Annotated in this window: 11 protein-coding genes; 6 read left to right on the forward strand and 5 right to left on the reverse strand. The window is 58.2% G+C overall.

All coding sequences use genetic code 11. From position 1 onward, the window contains the following. Genes ACVMB1_RS02490 through ACVMB1_RS02510 form a run of 5 tightly spaced genes read left to right on the forward strand, consistent with a single transcriptional unit; the run spans position 1 to position 4709 of the window. Complete coding sequence (locus ACVMB1_RS02490) at positions 1-1311, forward strand: lysine N(6)-hydroxylase/L-ornithine N(5)-oxygenase family protein (RefSeq protein ID WP_069276065.1); 1311 nt, start codon at positions 1-3, stop codon at positions 1309-1311. A 56-nt stretch (positions 1312-1367) separates the two neighbouring features. Further along, a complete protein-coding gene (locus ACVMB1_RS02495) occupies positions 1368-1700 on the forward strand; it encodes a cupin domain-containing protein (protein WP_069276064.1) in 333 nt (110 codons plus the stop codon). Further along, positions 1697-2767, forward strand: a complete 1071-nt coding sequence (locus ACVMB1_RS02500; RefSeq protein ID WP_069276063.1) for an NAD(P)/FAD-dependent oxidoreductase — start codon at positions 1697-1699, stop codon at positions 2765-2767. The genes ACVMB1_RS02495 and ACVMB1_RS02500 overlap by 4 nt, the downstream gene beginning before the upstream one ends. A 29-nt stretch (positions 2768-2796) precedes the next feature. After that, positions 2797-3969 carry an alanine racemase gene (gene alr / locus ACVMB1_RS02505; protein WP_253587743.1) on the forward strand — a complete coding sequence of 391 codons (1173 nt, stop codon included), beginning with the start codon at positions 2797-2799 and terminating at the stop codon, positions 3967-3969. Next, the gene (locus ACVMB1_RS02510) at positions 3966-4709 is read left to right on the forward strand and encodes a hypothetical protein (protein ID WP_245313760.1); all 744 of its coding nucleotides are present in this window, start codon (positions 3966-3968) and stop codon (positions 4707-4709) included. The genes alr and ACVMB1_RS02510 overlap by 4 nt, the downstream gene beginning before the upstream one ends. 1840 nt (positions 4710-6549) lie before the next feature. On the opposite strand, the gene groL is transcribed toward ACVMB1_RS02510, so the two are convergent. Beyond that, a complete protein-coding gene (gene groL, locus ACVMB1_RS02515; protein WP_069276060.1) occupies positions 6550-8190 on the reverse strand; it encodes a chaperonin GroEL in 1641 nt (546 codons plus the stop codon). Positions 8191-8272: 82 nt separating this feature from the next. Further along, positions 8273-8587: a co-chaperone GroES gene (gene groES, locus ACVMB1_RS02520; protein ID WP_057018727.1), complete on the reverse strand. Its 315-nt coding sequence runs from the start codon at positions 8585-8587 to the stop codon at positions 8273-8275. A 566-nt stretch (positions 8588-9153) separates the two neighbouring features. Between groES and ACVMB1_RS02525 the strand changes: the two genes are divergently transcribed. Then, entirely contained in the window at positions 9154-9819 is a 666-nt protein-coding gene (locus ACVMB1_RS02525) for an FkbM family methyltransferase (RefSeq protein WP_253587739.1), read from the forward strand. A 1055-nt stretch (positions 9820-10874) separates the two neighbouring features. Here the strand turns inward: ACVMB1_RS02525 and ACVMB1_RS02530 are convergent. Genes ACVMB1_RS02530 through ACVMB1_RS02540 form a run of 3 tightly spaced genes read right to left on the reverse strand, consistent with a single transcriptional unit; the run spans position 10875 to position 14439 of the window. Further along, positions 10875-12236, reverse strand: a complete 1362-nt coding sequence (locus ACVMB1_RS02530) for a condensation domain-containing protein (protein WP_253587737.1) — start codon at positions 12234-12236, stop codon at positions 10875-10877. 17 nt (positions 12237-12253) lie between these two features. Next, positions 12254-13444 carry an MFS transporter gene (locus tag ACVMB1_RS02535; protein ID WP_301322371.1) on the reverse strand — a complete coding sequence of 397 codons (1191 nt, stop codon included), beginning with the start codon at positions 13442-13444 and terminating at the stop codon, positions 12254-12256. 53 nt (positions 13445-13497) lie between these two features. Continuing rightward, on the reverse strand, positions 13498-14439 hold the full coding sequence (locus tag ACVMB1_RS02540) for a sulfotransferase (RefSeq protein WP_456848191.1): 942 nt from the start codon (positions 14437-14439) through the stop codon (positions 13498-13500). Positions 14440-14449 lie beyond the last annotated feature (10 nt).

Below are 14449 nucleotides of genomic sequence, written 5' to 3' on the forward strand. Positions count from 1 at the left end.
ATGTCCAAGCAAAGCCATAACCATGACGTAGTCGCGATCGGCGCGGGTCCGGCTAATCTGAGCTTGGCAGCGCTCGCAACTCCAATTCCGGAAGTTTCCTTGAACATCCTCGAGAGTTCGGAGACGCTCAGGTGGCATCCCGGCCTGCTCATAGGAGGCTCGGTCATGCAAACCAGCCCGCTGAAAGACCTGGTCACGCCGGCGGATCCAACGAGCGCATACAGCTTCCTCGCCTATTTGCATGATAAAAGGCGTCTTTATCAAGCTATCGTGCGGGGACTGGCGTCTGTCAGCCGCAGTGAATTTGAAGACTATTTGCGCTGGGCGGCGGCGAAGCTGCCGAACATTCGATTTGGCGTGCACGTTACCGCAGTCGAATTGCGCGGCGAGCTCTTCAATATCACAACGGGTTGCCGCAATTACCAAACCAGTACGATTGTGGTTGGTGTTGGCAGGGTACCGTCTGTCCCCGAGTGGGGCCGTAATGCACCGCCAAATGAGGTGTTTCACGGTAGTGCCCTTCTCCTGCAGCGGCGTGAGCTTTCCGGCAAGCGCGTTGTGGTCGTAGGCGGCGGCCAAAGCGGGGCCGAAATATTTCTTCACCTGCTTGGTGGTGCGTGCGGTCCGTTGGGAACTCTGACCTGGGTGACATGCCGCGCAAACATATTCGCCCTCGAAGACAGTCCTTTCGTCAATGAATGGTTCTTTCCGCAACATGGTGATTGGTTCTTTGACAAGAGTGCGGCGGCCCGAAAGGAAAGTCTTGAGCGACAGATATTGGCCAGCGACGGCGTCAATGGCTCGACGCTGCGCGCTATCTACAATGCACTGTACGATCGCGAAGTTCATAAGCGGTCCTATCCAGAGCATGTAGAAATACGCGTGGCCACGACGGCTGAGGACTTGCTCGGCGTCTCTCCTTTTCGCTTGCGCTTGCGCCACCAGGAGACGGGCGCTTGTTCACAGCTTGTCGCAGACATTGTCGTCCTAGCGACAGGCTATCGCACCGAAATCCCTTCGTTTCTAAAGCCGATCGCAGGTCGGCTCACGGTCTTAGATGCCCCAGGTGGCTCCCAAGAGATCATGGTCGACAAGCAGTTCTCGGCGCGCTTTGACGGTCCCGGAAAGTGTCGTTTGTACGTCCAGAACGGCGCACGCTTTCAGCATGGCATCGCCGATACAAATCTGAGCCTGGTTCCTTGGCGTGCTTCGCTGATCCTCAATTCAATCATCGGCCGCGTAGCTTACGACTGCGGCCCTGCAACCGGTGCCGTCAGGTGGGATGGCGTTGATCCCGAGGCCTCCTGCTGACCGGCGAACAGGTCTGCGCCACGTCAGGACCGGCCGATAGTCGTTCGGAGTATACGATGAAGAATGCACAGTTGATGATCCTGGGTGAAATGACGGTCTATAGTCCCGGCGTAGTCTTGCAGCCCGTCCGAGATTCCGAGACCGCTTGTCCCGTCGAACTCATCGAATTCCGACTGGATCCGTTCGCGGTGTCGGCGCCTCATTCCCATCCGTCCTGCGAAATCTGGCGCATCACGAGCGGCCATGGGCGGGTGATAACGGATGACGGAGAGTTGGCTATCAAGGCCGGCGATATGGTATTTTTGCAGCCAGATCGAACCCACTATCTTGAAAATCGTGGTGGCGAAGTTCTGAGCGCTTTGTCCATCGCCTGGGAGCGGGCCCGATGACCGACAGCATTCATGACCTGGCGGTCATTGGAGCCGGGGTCATGGGCCTGAGTGCCGCCTTCATTGCAGCGCGTAGTAATCCTCGGGACAGAATCGTCATCTTCGAACGAGAGACCGTAGGGGCAGGTGCCAGCGGGTTTGCTCCAGGAATCCAGATTAACATCGGCCGTAATGAAAAGGAAAGAAGCCTGTTCAATCGCGGTTCGAAGATTTGGCGAGAGCTCTATCCCGATGGGCGGTGGCCCGATGGTCGCAACTGTGACGTGTTCTGGTTGACGCGTCATCCAGGAGAACTCGCTCAGATGAATTGCGTGGGCGATACCATCCCATCAGCATCCTTCGCGCTCACAGAGAGGCTTTCCTCGCTGCCGCGGTTTTTGGTTCCCGACGAGATGGCCGTGATGCTGGATCGGGGGTCTTACTGCCCGGTCCGTTCCATTCTTCAGGATCTGGCCCAAAGGCTCAAAGCCGGGGGAATTTCGATATGCGAGGGCACATCTATCGAACGGATACGGCAGGGACCAAACCGTATCCTTCTTCAGGCCTCCGATGATACCGAATGCTCGGCAAGGCGAGCCATTCTGGCAATCGGTCCATGGCTTCAAGGATCACCGTTGCGCGCGCATCTCGCGGACGAGCCGCGATTACGAGTAAAAAAGGTCGTTGCGCTTCACTTGGCGGCGCGTCCTACCGCGAACTGTCCAATGATCGGCCTGTTCGATGATTACGCGTTCCTCATTCCCATGATCGAGGAGGGGTATTGGCTGTTCAGCTTCACATCGCAAGAATGGGATGTGAGGCCTGACGCCGGCGGGCTGCAGGTCAGTTCGGACGATCTGGCGCGAGCCACCGCAATCCTGGCAAAATGGTTTTCCCCTGACATGCCTGCGGTGACATCAGCGCGTGTGTTTTGCGATTGCTATTCAGACGATGGTGTCCCGTTCTCTCGTCCGGCTCAAGATGTCGCCGGACTGTATGTCATTGGCGGCGGATCAGGTAACGGGTTTCGCTTCGGACCGGCGTGTGCGGAAGACGCAATAGGATCCCTGTATTCTCACCATCGATAGTTTCCCGGCGTGCCGTGATGAGAAGACAAATGCCAGATACGAATGGTATGGAAGCCGATCCCCAGCATGATCTTGCAGCTGCTGGCCGCGAGACGTCGAGATCGACCATGATCGTCGATCTCAGCGCCATTGAAGCCAATTATCGCAAGTGCCAGGCGCTTGCGCCTCGCAGCGCTTGCGGCGCCGTTGTCAAGGCCGATGCCTACGGTCTTGGCGCGGCACGGATCGCGCCCTTCCTGGCTTCGCTCGGCTGCGCGCACTTTTTCGTAGCCGATGTGGAGGAAGGCATTGCCCTGCGCGATGAGGTGCCATCGTTCGCAAAGATCTATATGCTCCATGGCGCTATGCCAGGCATGGAACTGGCGGCCGAGCAGCACAATTTGCTGCCAATTCTCAACAGCAGGGAGCAATTGGAGGCTTGGCTTCGGCATTGCCGGCTTCGGAATCGCGCGCTGCCAGCAGGAATTCATGTCGACACGGGCCTGTCTCGGTTGGGCTTTTCCATTGATGAGCTGGACACGATCGCCGGGAATGGAAGCGGGTTATCGGAAATGCCTGTCGTGCTGTTCATGAGCCAGCTCGCTTGTGCAGAGTGGCGAAACGAGGTCTGCCTCGAACAACTAAATCGGTTTCGTAGACTTGCCCATTTGTTCCCGAATGCGATTCTTTCTTTATCGAATTCGGCGGGACTGCTTGCCGGATATGAATTTCACTTTGATCTCATAAGAGCGGGCGGGGGAATATTCGGCTTCTCGACGTCCGATGATCCCGATTTCAAACCAAAGCAAGTTGTCCGTCTACGAACGAAAATCATCCAATCCCGTGTAGTCGAGCGCGGAGAAGCCATTGGCTATTTCAGGTCCTACACCGTGAAGACGCGGATGCGGATCGCGGCGGCCGCTATTGGTTATGCCGATGGATTTCCGCGTACGCTCGGCAATCGAGGGCATGTCTTCATATGTGGGAGTCGCGTCCCTATCGTCGGGTTCGTTTCGATGGATATTATTACCATTGATGTAACTGACCTGGACGAGAATTGGACACGGCCAGGTACGGTGGTGGACCTCATTTGCCCCGAGCAAACCGTGGGAGATATGGCGTCATCCGCGAAAATGCTGAGCGATGAATTGACCACAGGCATCGGACGGCGATGCCGCAGACTTTACGTCTCATCCGAACGAAATGATATGAGGCACCGGTGAACTCCTCCACTCGCCGATCCCAGCAAGTCAATCGGGCGATTTATCTAGGCGATGAAGGCATACGCCTCATGCGTCCGACCTATTTCACCGCCGAGGTGCGTCGATTCCACCGCCGCGAGAAACTGTTCTACCTCGATCTTCTGGATGCGACCCGATACGAGTTGATCATAGAAGTAGGTTGTAGCGGCTATCGCCTTATCGGCATCAAAAACGACGACAACGATTATCTTGGCATCGATATAAGTCCACCTCGTGTGCGCCGGTTAAAGAGCAGGAGAGGAGCAGTGATCCGTTGTGAGGCCGGAAAGTTCTTCAAAAGAACACGGCTGGTCGATGAGATAATGCGCCGATATGAGGAAAGGGTGCTTTGCATACTGCCATTTAATTTTCTTGGTACGATGGATGCGCCGATCGACTTTCTGACGCTGGTCTGTAAAACGCCATTTGATCTAGCTTTGTCGCTCTTTTCGACGAGCGAGACGGCAACGTTGGCTCGCCGCGAATACTATGATTTTTGCGGCATTGCTGTTCGGGAGGTGGTGCGCACGGATGACTATGTTCGGTTAGATTGCTCGAACGGGTTCCAGGCGTTCGCCTTCGATCCGCTCTTCCTCGTGAACCATATATCGGCGTATGGCTTCCGCTTGAACGACATACAACATTTTGATGTCTGCAACTTCCTCCATTTCAAAAAGAGTCATCAGAAAATAGCTGGTCAAGATACCGAACACAGATGTTAGATCGTCGGCGTCAGGCGGCAAGCAAGCAGTAAGGAATGCTACCGTCATTTGCCGGCCCGGTGAGGCAACGACGAGCATACGGCCGTGCCAAACCGAGAGCTGAGGCTCGCGACGATCGAGACGGTGTCGCAGCGCGGAGTGTTCCTTCGGCTTCGCTCCACTTCTTACGATGAGGCTGAAATCGTACTGCGCAGCCTTCGGCGTGCCGAAAGCAAAGCCCTTGTGCACTTTCTCGAGACTGTGTCGTCCAAGTCACCAAAGAGTCTGAGCTTCGGCCTATGTTCAGCCGGAGAGAGGACTTCCATGTACGACGTCTACCTGAACGAACGGAACGACCTTCTCGTCGTTCCTCGAGGCAGTTGCATTCCAATCGATCTCAACAGGAACTGGCGGAAGAAACGTGTCGTACGCTCGGTCAGCGAGCAAATCCGCGAAGATGTCCGGATCCATGGCTACCATCGGCGAAAGCTCCCGCTAAGTCGCTCAGTGAAAGCCTTGGCTGACACGTCGGCTTGATCTACATACAACGAGTGATGATCTGCAAATAAGTTGCGAACGGCCGTAAATTCGCGGCGTTTCATTGGCGGGCCGAGAGTGCCGACGCTCCCTTCGCGAGCGGCCGCCTTCCAGTAATCCGGACGAGGTCGTCAGCGCTTGCGACAACGATCGCACCTGCCTACAGATGATAGCGAGCGGCTTTATGGGGCTATTTCCCGCTTTTGCAGAGAGGATGCGACTAATAGCATGCTCGTCCAAACCGATGTTTCGCGAAGATCCTGCTGGATTTTGAAAGCCGGAACCGGTGAGCAAACAAAAGGGCAGGATCGTGATACCCATCAGGTCGGGACGTTGACGCTTCTTCGCTGAAATTCACACGCGTCATTTCCGGAACCCAAATTCATTCCGATGATGCGAGCGCAGCGCGGGGTTATTTTCATTTCGTGATTTCGACGACCAGCGGCTCGGCGCGCTTGGCTTGAACCCCTCGGTGGGGCCGTCTTTACGTGATCTTATTGGTGCGTTGTGACTAATGAAGGCGCTACCAGAGAACTTTGTCGACGCTATTTCTCCAAAGCTCGATCAGCCGGATCGATCGTCCACACCTGAAGGAAATTCGAGTAACGACCGCTCTCGTGACGCATCCGTTACTTAGCCAGCGGTGTCCTCGGCAGCGACTTCCTATCGCCTGAGCCGTACTTATTCCTGGCCACCGCTAGATGCCCCTGCTTTCCCAAGAAGGATCTCGGCACGACGCCACAACTGTCCTGGTTAGATAGCTGCGACAATGCCAAGCACCCTGTTCGGAAGAAACGTTGTCCATCCGAGTGTCGAGGTCCGCGGCTTGGCTGGCGCAACGCTATAGTAAATGTACATCGCTCGTGGCTTCGTCCAGAGCGTTCTCGGCTCTGCTCCCTGACACACACCAGATCCTTGGATCGATCTGGACCGTTGGCTTCGAATTGAGAGGTCGCGAAATCTGCGATCGGAGGACATGTTCTCATGGAACGGCATCAATAGTCAGTGGTTGATCGGTAAAAGGCATTCCGGCACGAGGTGGGACACAATCAGCGGACTTTCCGTAGCATACCTGACGTGTTCATCCGCCGCTATGCTGAGGCCCATTCACTCTGCTCAAGGCCGAGCGGCGCCCGAAGACGTCAGGCTAGCTAACTTAGGCGCTGATATGAATGGCTCGATGGTTTCGCCGTCGGGTTTTTCTGGGCCAGTCGCCGAACCAGCTTCCGGCTGGCAATAGCCCCCGCGGGTACAGGCCTGCCCGAAGTCGAAAAACCCTGGCATTGCTGCCAGGGTTCCATCGGTCGATCCTCTGAGAGGCCGATCAGAAGTCCATGCCGCCCATGCCGCCGCCCGGAGGCATGGCGGGACCGGGCGCGATCTTCTTCGGCAGCTCGGCAACCATCGCTTCCGTGGTGATCAAGAGCGCCGCCACGGAGGAGGCGTTCTGGACCGCGATGCGCACGACCTTGGTCGGGTCGATAATGCCCTTGGAGACAAGGTTGCTGTACTCGCCAGTCTGCGCGTCGAAGCCGTAAGAGTACTGATCCTGCTCTAGGACTTTACCGACCACGACCGAGCCATCTTCACCGGCGTTAATCGCGATCTGCCGAGCCGGCCAAGATAGCGCCTTGCGCACAATCTCGACGCCGGTCTTCTGGTCGTCGTTCTTGGTGCGCAGGCCCTTGAGCTGCTCGGAGGCACGGAGCAGGGCGACGCCGCCGCCCGGGAGAATGCCTTCCTCGACAGCCGCGCGGGTCGCGTGCATCGCGTCATCAACGCGATCCTTGCGCTCCTTCACCTCGACCTCGGTCGCGCCGCCGACGCGGATCACCGCGACGCCGCCCGCGAGCTTGGCGAGACGCTCCTGCAGCTTCTCACGGTCGTAGTCCGAGGTGGTCTCCTCGATCTGCGCCTTGATCTGGGCAACGCGGGCGTCGATGTCGGCCTTCTTGCCGGCGCCGTTGACGATGGTGGTGTTCTCCTTGTCGATCATCACCTTCTTGGCGCGACCGAGCATGTTGAGCGTGACGTTCTCAAGCTTGATGCCGAGGTCTTCCGAGATGGCCTGGCCGCCGGTCAGGATCGCGATGTCCTGCAGCATGGCCTTGCGGCGATCGCCGAAGCCCGGAGCCTTGACGGCCGCGACCTTCAGGCCGCCACGCAGGCGGTTGACGACGAGAGTGGCGAGAGCTTCGCCTTCGACGTCCTCGGCGACGATGACCAGCGGCTTGCCGGTCTGCACCACGGCCTCGAGCAGCGGCAGCAGCTCGTTCAGCGAGGAGAGCTTCTTCTCGTTGATCAGGATGTAGGCGTCGTCCATCTCAACGCGCATCTTGTCGGCGTTGGTGACGAAGTAGGGCGAGATGTAGCCGCGGTCGAACTGCATGCCCTCGACGACGTCGAGCTCGGTCTCGAGCGACTTGGCTTCCTCGACCGTGATCACGCCCTCGTTGCCGACCTTCTTCATGGCGTCGGCGAGGAACTTGCCGATCTCGGCATCGCCGTTGGCCGAAATGGTGCCGACCTGGGCGATCTCCTCGTTCGAGGTGACCTTCTTCGAGTTCTTCTGGAGGTCCGCAACGACGGCTTCGACCGCGAGGTCGATACCGCGCTTCAGATCCATCGGGTTCATGCCGGCGGCGACCGACTTAGCGCCTTCGCGCACGATGGCAGCCGCAAGCACGGTCGCCGTGGTGGTGCCGTCGCCGGCCGCGTCCGCCGCCTTGGCCGCAACCTCGCGCACCATCTGGGCGCCCATATTCTCGAACTTTTCCTCGAGCTCCACTTCCTTGGCGACGGCGACGCCGTCTTTGGTGATGCGGGGAGCGCCGAACGACTTCTCAAGCACCACGTTGCGGCCCTTCGGACCGAGGGTGACCTGCACGGCATTGGCGAGGATGTCGACACCGCGCAACATGCGGTCTCGCGCTTCTACGCCGAACTTGACTTCCTTGGCTGACATAATCGAATTCCTCAGTGTAATTCCTCATCCTGCGATACGCCCGGCAAGGCGCTCGTCAGGGCTGAGCGGTGGGAGCGCTGGACTAGGCGGCTTTCTTCTTGGAAAACACATCGGTGAGAACGCCCATGATATCGCTCTCCTTCATGATTAACAGCTCCTGACCGTCGACCTTGACCTCGGTGCCTGACCACTTTCCGAACAGCACGCGATCGCCGACCTCCACGTCGATCGGAATCAGCTTACCGGCCTCGTCACGGCCGCCTGGGCCAACCGCTACGATTTCGCCCTGCGAGGGCTTTTCCTTGGCTGTGTCGGGAATGATGATGCCGCCAGCTGTCTTCTCTTCAGCGTCGATGCGCTTGACCACGACGCGGTCGTGAAGCGGACGGAAATTCATGCAAGCCTCCTGAGCATTTGAACGAGTAGAGATGGGCACATTGTGAATAGCCCAATTACTGCAAGAGCCAGGCCAGAGATGAGCGGAGTAATCCGCCTGCATTCTGCTGAATCTCGCACTCGGCCGGCGCGTTCATTCGTCCGGAAGCAAACGCCTTCATGTACACAGCTCGCCAAGCTGTTACGAATCTGACATTGCGTTTCGTCAAAAGCTCGAGTGTACCGCCGGCGCATTGGCAAAATCGTGCGCGCTGGCGCAGCAAGGTCTGGCCATTCACGAGAACCCGGAGGACGATCGACGGATGGACGGCAATCGAGCGCGGAAAGTCTCTTTCCGTAGCTTTTCCACGGATCTTCGTTGTCGGCCCGCAGACCAAATCTGCTCATACGAATTCGGCTGGGAGCAACTATGCGGCCGGCCTGGTTGGTGTCGACGGCATTTCAATAGCGCTGACTGATCAAGGGGATAGGACCGGCATATGGATTATATACGTTGATATACGTTGTGCCGAAGCGTCTGGCGTGTGATTGCGGATTTGAAGACGAATTCAACCGATCTCCGCGCCAATGGAAAAACAACCTGTGTCGTCGTCTGTAGAAGTACATCAGCACATCATCTCACTTCTTCAGAAGCCGAATCCGGTCATCTTGGATATCGGTTGCAATGACGGAACCGATACGCAGCATTTTCTTACCCTGTGCCCACAAGCTCAGCTTTACTGCTTTGAGCCGGACCCTCGGGCGGTCGCGCGCTTCAAAAAGAAGTTGGGTCCTTCCCTCGCGAAGGTGAAGCTGCTTGAAATCGCGATCAGTGATCGAAACGGAACGATCGATTTCCATCCAAGCAATGCGGATGGAGATGCAAAAGAATGGGATCTCTCCGGCTCAATACGCCGGCCGAAAAACCATCTTACCGAGTATGATTGGGTTCGGTTCGATCGCCCGTTCTCGGTTGAAACCCGACGGCTGGACGATTGGTGCAGCGACGCTAAGGTGAATACGGTCGATTGCATCTGGATGGATGTCCAGGGCGCGGAGGCCGACGTCATCGCTGGCGGCATGCAGACCTTGAGCAACACGCGATTCATCTACACGGAATATAGCGATAGAGAGCTCTACGAAGGGCAGCTGTCGATGCAAGCCATTCTTGATCTATTACCGTCGTTCGAGGTGGCGGCCCATTATCCCCGGGCTGTGGAAGGTGATATACTGCTCAGGAATACGCGCCTTTAGCGCCTGCCACCTATCCGCCCCTCATACACCTCTGGAAGGCTTGCTGCGTATTCTCTCCAGCGTGCCGCTGCACGACGGCCGATTACCAAGCAAAACGATGCGGTGGTCCGGATAGGTGCGCTCTGAACATTTCTTTCACATCTCCGCTCGCCATGCAGTCTTGGCGACGCTCGCATAGGTAGGATCTCTCGACGGTCTTTGTGATGGTCAGATAGTCTTTAGTCAGCGAGCTCGCCACGGTCAGCGACCCCGGGGCCAGCAGCTCGAGCCTTCTCAGATGCATGAACCAGCACTGCCAGCCGACGCTCTAAGCGCTTAATCGTCTGAACTGCTGCTGCGTGCTCCGGCCCTCTAGGGAGCCGATCCACTGTTTTGAATAAATGCCAGAGCAATTGCATCAGTTCTCGTAGATCCTTAAGACTCGCCACTTCGATTGTGCGCTTAGTGCTGTTGTTATGCCGATGAGAAAGCATGCTGAAGCATTCCTGTTCAGCCCAAGTCAATCGCCCAGCGAGGTGAGTTTAGCGAGCTGGTCGTCTTCGTCAGTTGCAGCTTGTATTCCGCGTTGCTGGTAGAAAGCATCGTCGATGAGAACCTCTGCGTCATCACGTTGCGAATACAACTGCATTAGCACATGAGACCAAAAAACATCCGATCCATGCGGAAAGCCAATCCATTCATTGAACGAAGACTTGCAACGACCGTGCCATCGCTAAACTCAATTCAGAAAAGCACGAAATGGGGATGCTAGCTCGCAGTTGATCGGCGTTGTAAACCCGACATACAGGTCGGTACTGTGCCTGTTGCTGTCAGGAATGAGAATTGTCTGGCTTGGGCGGGCGACTCATCTTGATCGCTCGCGCCACCCGTGAGAAAGTCGTCCAAACCAAAAACATAGAGCGGATAGGGCGTATGCTTGCGTCTGCCTCCCTGGAGGTGTCGCTCTAGGCAGGGTTTGATCGAATCTCCTAGATTTGACCTCGCTTCTGATCACCCAAGCAGGGATCATCTGATTGTAGCCAAGGCGGTTCTTGGTCGACTTTCAGCCACCTTCGTCAGTCGATGGAGAGTTGCGGTGGTGGATGAGCGCGGCCGATCAGATGGGCCTGTGCAGCCACTTCAGCAAGATAGTGATCCATCGCGCTTCGCGCGGTGGCGGTACCAGGGTGGCGGAAATTCGCGGAAATCCCGTCCTGCCAGCGACTGACCCATAGGTACGTCTCGCAAGCATCAGAGCTGCGGCTGATCAGAAATCTCGTCCGCCAGTCGGGCCAGCAGTCCGACCCAGGCACCGTCCGATTGTCCATGTAGGATACCATGAAACGGTCGCGCAGTGTGGTGCCGAGCAGCTCCATCGCCTTCGAAAACGGCACTTGAGCTGTTTTCTTGGCGCGCTTTAGCTCGAGCCGGGCGGCGTGCAGGATTTCAGGCAACGTATCGGCCACCCGGAAGCTCACCGGACTCATCCCGACATACCATCCAACCGAACGCATCGAGCGCAGATCGTACCGGGTGTGAAAGGGCGCAACGGCGTGGAATTGTCGTTGGTTCGCCAGTGTCTTTCCTGCCAGCGCCAGACAGGCGAAAATTCCCGTCGCCGTGTTTCCGCCCTGAGCCCTGCAGCCGCGATCGAATTCGGATGCCCCAGCCGCATCGAGCAGCCACATTTGTCCGCTGCGCTGCAAGGAACCCTCCGGCACATCGAATGTTAGCGGAAAGTCGGGTAATTGACCGCCGTTCGCCGCGATCAGCTCGCGCCAGTGGCCGATAGCGGGATGGTCATCGGTTAGGCTGGTCACTCGCTCTCGTTCGGCCTCGGCGTGATCCAGATAGCTGTGCGCCGCTGCCAGCTGGGGGGCCATTCCATGGATCGCGGCTGTGTACAGTTCGCGGATCTCATACGGTACCAAGGCCATCGAGTAGGCATCGCTAACAGAGTGGTCGCAGGCGAGCAGGAGGCTCGTGGATGTCGGCCGGCTGATCGTCACAAAGACATACGCCGGCCAGCGCAGCGCGGTGGTCTCCGCGTCAAACAGCTTTTCCAGGAGCTGAGCAAAATCGTCGCCATCGACGCGGTCACCCACTACGGTTTTCTCAAGCGCCACCGCGCCCGGATCAATCGTTGTGCGATGAATTGCCGACCCATCCTTGGTCAAGCGGCTGCGTAATACCTCGTGCCGGTTGACCCAGCCGAGGATCGCTTTGCTTAGCGCGGCGGCGTTGAACTCGCCAGGCAAGTCGAATGCTGCGCCAAGCCAACCCGGTCGGCCGTCGTCCGCAGAGCGAAGATGTTCCTCTTGAACATAGGACGGGCGGCGCGGGTCAGGCCGCCAGCTGATAGGGTCGGGGACGTTGACTCGCCACACCATGAGCCGGCCTGGCCGCCGATCAAGATCGCCGAACTCTTTGATGTCCATCAGCGGGTCCCTCGCAGTCACCGACGCAAGCTGCGCGTGTGGCGCAGCGGCGACCGCAAAATCCACACTATCGAGGCCGTGCCAAGCACGCTGCTCGCGAGCAATGTGGTACGCAGGCTCGTTGCAGCGGCGGCCGCGCCGCCAGCCAGCGCACCCAATGAGGCCAGTCCCCACACCACGCTGCGGATACTCGCATTGACCCGGCCCTGTAAGTGCTGCGGCACCAACACATATCGAATGGGAACCTGCTGCACGTTGTAAATCCCTTGGCCGATCCACAGAATGAATTGGGAAAGTGCCACGCATGCAACTGCGGCCCACGAGGGTTGGGTGAGCAGGGTCGTCAAGCTCATTCCTCCGGCGCTCACCGCCAAACCGATCATTAAAATTGGGCCGAGGCCAATTGCCCGGCCCGCCCGCGGTGAGATAGCCGCGCCGATCACTCCACCAAGCGCGCCGATGCCGAGCACCATGCCGACGACCCGGCTGTCGAGCCCGAGATCCTTGGTCAGATGCAGCAGAAAGACCGCAGAATACGCGTTGTGCCAAAAGATGAATGTGCCGCTGGCCAACGTGACTGCCCTCAAAATCGGATTGCCGAACACGCTCGCCAGCCCCTCTACCACTTGTCCGAGCACCGCGCTCGATGCGGCCTCTGAGCACCGAGCGCGACGCATCGGCACCAGCGACAGCAACGCGGCGGCAAGCAGAAACGAAACCGAGTCCGCCAGTATCGCGGTCGGGGCGGAGAATTCGTTGACGAGCCAACCGGCCAGGAACGGACCTGCCGCCATCGCGCCCGCTTGGCTGAGCTCCAATGAGCTCTGCGCCCGAACCAGCTCTGAGCGGTCGATGACGGTGGGTATGCACGCCAGATAAGCTACGTCAGCGATCACTGCGGCGATCCCAACCAGCATGCTTGTCATGTACAACTGAACCAGTCCAAGATGTCCAAGGCTGGCGAACAAGGGAATCGTGGCCAGCGTCGCCGCCATCACCAGATTGGCGGTCAAAAGGATCCGCCGATGCGGGAGGCGGTCCACAATGACCCCCGCCAACAGACTCACCACCAGGTACGGCGCCCGACCGCAGGCCAAGAGCAATCCCGTTTGCGTCGGGCCAGCGTCCAGCCAGGTGATTGCGGTTAGCGGCAGCGCTAGCATGGTTACATTGGAGCCCAGCAGCGAAATAGTTTGGCCGACGAGCAACGCAAGATGGCTTCGTCGCAGTCCGCGCAGCGGGACGAACCGGCGCGGGCGGCTCACGCGTCGCCAGACAGGCTGCGAACCGACAAATATCCCAGTCGGCTCAGCTCACTTTCGGCGATCTGCTCGAACTCCTCGATCTGGGCTCGCGTCAGATCTTGGACGTAACGACCGATCCTGCCTTGGTGCAGCGGCTTGCCCGCAGCCTCGGCCGCCGGATGGCCGTGCGGTTGCTCGAACAATACGTGCTCGTATTCAGCGTGACGTAGCACGGCCTCATCCCAAGGCAGGCCGAGGTGATCCAGAATTCGGGCCAGAGTGGGACGGGGACTGCTTACAAGATCCTCGTAACGCACCTCGAGATAACGACCAGGCGGCGCAATTCGATGCGGCTGGGATACCACCTTGAGCCAACCGCGCGCGGCGTCGGCAACCGTTCGATATCCCCAATCAGGAACGGTATTCAGATGAGAGGCGGCAACGTCGCGGCCGTCCCGCACGATATGAACGAAATGTGCGTGCGGCCACAGCCGGGCGAAGTCGTCGGTTCGGGCGATCTTACGCTGTAGTTTCAAGCCCCAGCGCTGGGCCCCGCTACGTGCTCGGCGCAACTCGCCGATCTCGTTGATAAGGCGGCATCGGGCGGCGAACGAAACAATATCGTCGCCCGTCTCGGCCATCACCTTGCTGACCAATTCACGGATATCATCGAAGTCGAGGCCGAATCGGCGGCACTGGACCACAAAATGCACCCCATCATACCAGAACGGGTCGACAGTGTTTTTGGTCATGCCCGCGACCCGGAAATCGCCGGGCGCCAGCAGGTCGATCGCGCGCAAGATGTGCGGACCGAGATTGAGTGGTTCGAGGAAGTCTATCTCCGGCCCGACTACCAAAGCCAGATGCGAATCCAGCACGATGCTCAGCAACGTGGTGCCCGAGCGGTTCTCGCCGCCGAGCAGCACCGGGGATGTGGAAAATGGATTGGGCAGCGGCATGGCCGTGTTC

The organism is Bradyrhizobium sp. USDA 4504, from assembly GCF_054063995.1.

What these genes read in the sequence shown, in the direction of transcription:
- ACVMB1_RS02490 (WP_069276065.1), top strand. Translation starts at nt 1, where the DNA reads ATGTCCAAGCAAAGCCATAACCATGACGTAGTCGCGATCGGCGCGGGT.
- ACVMB1_RS02495 (WP_069276064.1), top strand. Translation starts at nt 1,368, where the DNA reads ATGAAGAATGCACAGTTGATGATCCTGGGTGAAATGACGGTCTATAGT.
- ACVMB1_RS02500 (WP_069276063.1), top strand. Translation starts at nt 1,697, where the DNA reads ATGACCGACAGCATTCATGACCTGGCGGTCATTGGAGCCGGGGTCATG.
- alr (WP_253587743.1), top strand. Translation starts at nt 2,797, where the DNA reads ATGCCAGATACGAATGGTATGGAAGCCGATCCCCAGCATGATCTTGCA.
- groL (WP_069276060.1), bottom strand. Translation starts at nt 8,190, where the DNA reads ATGTCAGCCAAGGAAGTCAAGTTCGGCGTAGAAGCGCGAGACCGCATG.
- groES (WP_057018727.1), bottom strand. Translation starts at nt 8,587, where the DNA reads ATGAATTTCCGTCCGCTTCACGACCGCGTCGTGGTCAAGCGCATCGAC.
- ACVMB1_RS02525 (WP_253587739.1), top strand. Translation starts at nt 9,154, where the DNA reads ATGGAAAAACAACCTGTGTCGTCGTCTGTAGAAGTACATCAGCACATC.
- ACVMB1_RS02530 (WP_253587737.1), bottom strand. Translation starts at nt 12,236, where the DNA reads ATGGACATCAAAGAGTTCGGCGATCTTGATCGGCGGCCAGGCCGGCTC.
- ACVMB1_RS02540 (WP_456848191.1), bottom strand. Translation starts at nt 14,439, where the DNA reads ATGCCGCTGCCCAATCCATTTTCCACATCCCCGGTGCTGCTCGGCGGC.